The 4,004-nt window shown below is 40.4% G+C and carries 3 protein-coding genes; all 3 read left to right on the top strand.

All coding sequences use genetic code 11. The features are described from left to right. The first annotated feature begins 89 nt into the window (after positions 1–89). The 3 genes from P8O70_10405 to P8O70_10395 all read left to right on the top strand — a co-directional run bounded on the left by P8O70_10405 (position 90) and on the right by P8O70_10395 (position 3,870). Positions 90–878: an SDR family oxidoreductase gene (locus P8O70_10405; GenBank protein MDG2197283.1), complete on the top strand. Its 789-nt coding sequence runs from the start codon at positions 90–92 to the stop codon at positions 876–878. Positions 879–971: 93 nt separating this feature from the next. Next, complete coding sequence (locus P8O70_10400) at positions 972–2,702, top strand: alpha/beta hydrolase (GenBank protein MDG2197282.1); 1,731 nt, start codon at positions 972–974, stop codon at positions 2,700–2,702. Between the two features lie 208 nt (positions 2,703–2,910). Further along, a complete protein-coding gene (locus tag P8O70_10395; protein MDG2197281.1) occupies positions 2,911–3,870 on the top strand; it encodes a hypothetical protein in 960 nt (319 codons plus the stop codon). Positions 3,871–4,004: the final 134 nt, after the last annotated feature.

Genomic DNA, 4,004 nt, shown 5'->3' with positions numbered 1-4,004 from the left:
CTTGGTGTCGCATTAGCAGTAGAACGGTAAACAAATTTCTCAAAAGATTTGAGATTGATTTTAAAGAGTTAATTTACAAACGAGGTCGTATGAATCTAGAAGGAAAAGTCGTAGTCATTACAGGGGGTGGACGAGGCTTAGGACGCGCATTTGCTTCAGAACTTGCGAACAAAGGAGCAAACTTAGCTTTGGTTGATCTAAACCAAGATGATTTAAATGCCACGAAAGAGATGGCCTTAGCGAAGGGAGTCAAAGCTCATACCTACGTCACTAATGTAGCCAAAGAGGATGAAGTCGTTTCCCTATTAGATCAAATCGTCAAAGATTTTGGTCAAGTTGATGGGCTAATAAACAATGCCGGAATCACACGAGATGGACTCATTGTTCGCAAGAAAAAGATTAAGGACGAAGCTGGTAACGTTACTGGTGAGGAAATTCAAAAGATGTCCTTACAAAATTGGCAACTAGTCATTGATGTCAACCTAACAGGGGTATTCCTTTGCGCCCGTGAGTTTTTTGAAAAACAACTTCAATTGGGTAGCAAAGGTGTTTGCATCAACATTTCTAGTATTTCAAGAAATGGGAATATGGGCCAAACTAACTATACAGCCACAAAAGCTGGTGTAGCAGAAATGACTGTGACATGGGCCAAGGAAATGGCGCAACATGGAGTACGTTGTGCTGCGATTGCACCAGGTTACATCAACACAGAAATGGTTGCTGCGATTCGTGAAGACGTGAAGCAGAAGATCATTGATCAAGTGCCAATTCGTAGACTTGGTGAACCCTCAGAAATCGCAAGAACAGCTGTCTTCATTCTAGAAAATGATTACATCACCGGTAGGGTCATTGAAGTTGATGGTGGACTTAGAATCTGATTTCCAGAAACAAAAAAATTCTGCACTCTCCACAAAATCGAGAGTGTGGGAATGCAGCATTACAGCTAAGCAATTAATGATAGGAGCTGTTCGATGAATACTCAGACACAGGGGATCAATCAGGAAAAAATGCAGGAATTCTTTGGAAGTATGATTTCCAAGATGAACGAGCAAGGCACTGACACTGATCCATTTGGAGCACTGAAATCTCTCCAACAAGTTGCCGAAGCCTGGACAAAGAATCCGCAAGAACTGAATCAGTCCATGCAGAATTGGAGTCAGAAAATCGGTGAAGTCAACATGAAAGTTTGGAACGAGTTTGTAAATAAATCCAAAGAATCTATTGAGAAGGGAGAGTTTGGCAAAATTCCCACACTTGAAGAGTTGCCCCATTTCAGATGGATTCAGGAATACTATAAGCTCTACGCTGAATTCCTCCAAGAAAGCATTCAGAAGACACCCAATGTCTCAGATCGGACGAAAGACAAGGCCAGGTTCTGGACAGAACAAATGGTAAGTGCGATATCGCCAAACAACTACTTCTGGACTAACCCAGGAGCCATTCGTGAATTCATTGATACCGAAGGAAAAAGTCTTGTCAAAGGATTTGAAAATTGGGTGAAAGACTTCCAAGACCAAATGCCACAAATGGTCGACAAGTCCCCTTTTGAAGTCGGTAAGAACTTGGCGAACACACCAGGTAAGATCGTTTATAGAAATGACCTAATGGAATTGATCCAGTATGAAGCTAATACTGATCAAGTACATCAGACTCCAGTACTGATCAACCCACCCTGGATCAACAAGTTCTATATTTTAGATCTAAATGAAAAAAAGAGCTTTGTCCGGAATCTAGTGAACAATGGCTTCACAGTTTTCATGATTAGTTGGAAGAATCCAACGACAGAACTGCGTAACACAAGTCTTGATGACTACATGTTAATGGGCCCCGTTGAGGGAATGAGAGTTGTCAAGGAAATCACAGGAGCAGAAAATATCCATGCAGTTGGATACTGTATTGGAGGTTCTTTACTAGCAACTACTATGGGCTGGCTGAACGGTCCTCAGAAAAAGGTGAAAAATCATTTTTCAAGTTTCACGCTGTTGACTACTTTGGTCGATTTCTCCAAGCCTGGAGATCTTGGGCTCTTCGTAGATGAGGACTCAATGAAATTTGTTGAGAAGATGATGGCTGAGAAAGGATACTTAGACGGCAAGCAGATGGGGACAACCTATCGAATGATGAAAGCAGATGGGCTGATTTGGAATTACGTGGTGAACAACTATCTTTATGGCAAAACCCCTCCACCAATTGATATGCTCTTCTGGAATGAAGATTCCACTAGACTACCTGAAAAAGCTCACTCCTTTTACTTGCGAGAGTTTTACATCAACAACCATCTCTGCCAAGGCAAACTAGAATTGGCTGGGCAGAAAATCAACCTTGGTGAAATCAATCAACCGCTGTATTCAGTTGCGGCTGAAAAAGATCACATTACCCCATGGGACCAAGTATTCAAAACCGGACTTAATACAGGTGGACAAGTACGTTTTGCCTTATCAACATCGGGGCACATCGCAGGAGTAGTTAATCCTCCTCTAAATCCGCCAAAGCGAGCTTACTGGGCTGGACCTGTCACTGAAACCGATCAAGATCCAATGATTTGGCAGAAAAATATCCAACAAGTTCGAGGAAGCTGGTGGCAAGATTGGATTCCTTGGCTGCAAGGTCAATGTGGTGACAAAGGAAGTGTACCTACGATGGGCAGTAAAAAATATAAGTTGCTCGGAGATGCGCCTGGCACATACGTTAAAGAGAAGTGATCTAAAAGTTCAAACCGGCTTCTTCTGAGGCCGGTTAAAAACGTTGCATTCTTTCATGCCAACCTTTGAATTCTTTCAATGCTTCCTAAAATTTACGACTTTTCTACTCTTCCTTGCCCAAATCTCCCATGCCCAATCCCATACCAAACTCTCCTCGTATCAAATTCAATTTCTTAACGAATTTCGTATTGCCTATTACAATCTTTACTTGGAAGAAAACCTACCAAAACTTGAACTTAGCTTAGCAAATTTAGATCAGCCAGAGCAAAGTGCCATGCGAGCTCTGTTGGCGTATACTATCTTCTCACTTAATTCTGGATCTGATCTTGAGGAGCAATCAACAAAGCATTTTCAATTACTTGCAGATGAAGCAAAACTACGCCTAAATAATCAAATTTCCCAAAACTCTGAAGATCAGGTCTCAAAGCTCCATCTTGGACTAATTTATGGGTTGATAGGTAGCGTAGAACTTGGCTATAAGAAGAATTATTTTCAGGCTTATCGATATGGATCATCTGGAATGTCCATACTTGATGAAGTCTTTGAAAAAGATCCGCAATTTGCTGATACTCAGCTTAGTCGTGGAATTATGAAAATTATGATTGCACAGTCTGAGTGGTATATCCGCTGGTTTGCTCCAATCATTCTTGAATCGGGGTCTACTACTAAAGGACTGCAGATTTTGGAGAGTGTTGTTCAAAATGCACGATATGTTCAGGATGAAGCTCTGCTTACTCATGCTCTACTTTTGTGGGGAGATCTTCCTGATAATGAGTTAGTGACGACTCTCAAATCAATTCAGCAATTTGTTGGTATCTATCCTGATTGTTTGCAACTATATATTTTATTGGCACAGGGATTCTGGAAATTAAAACAATCTGAATCTACAAACTTCTATGCACTGAAAGGCCTGGAACGCCTAAATCAACATGATGGAAGATTTGTTAGATCAAATCTAAATTCTATTCAATCATTTTTATATTTTTGGCATTATCGCTATCTAGTAGAAAAAAAAGAATGGCTCAAGATTCTATACGAAGTAAATAAACAAAAAGACTCCATCATTCAAATGACTTTTCAAGCAATTTCTCTGCAATATCTTGGGAGAACAGAAGAAGCAAAATTAAACGCAAAAAAAACTTTTGAAAAATCGAAAAAAGTGATCTGAAAATGCCTCTCTTCATGGTACCAATCCAACTGGATTTAGCACCAACACTACGAAAGATTCTGCAATCTGATTTATTCCAAAAAGGGTAGTATGCAAAATGCGAAAGTTATAATTGTAGGTGGAGGTATCGTTGG

This window comes from SAR324 cluster bacterium (assembly GCA_029245725.1).
In the GTDB taxonomy this organism is placed as follows: domain Bacteria; phylum SAR324; class SAR324; order SAR324; family NAC60-12; genus JCVI-SCAAA005.
Note: the sequence above shows the minus strand (reverse complement) of the source record. Positions and strands in the feature narration are given on the sequence as shown.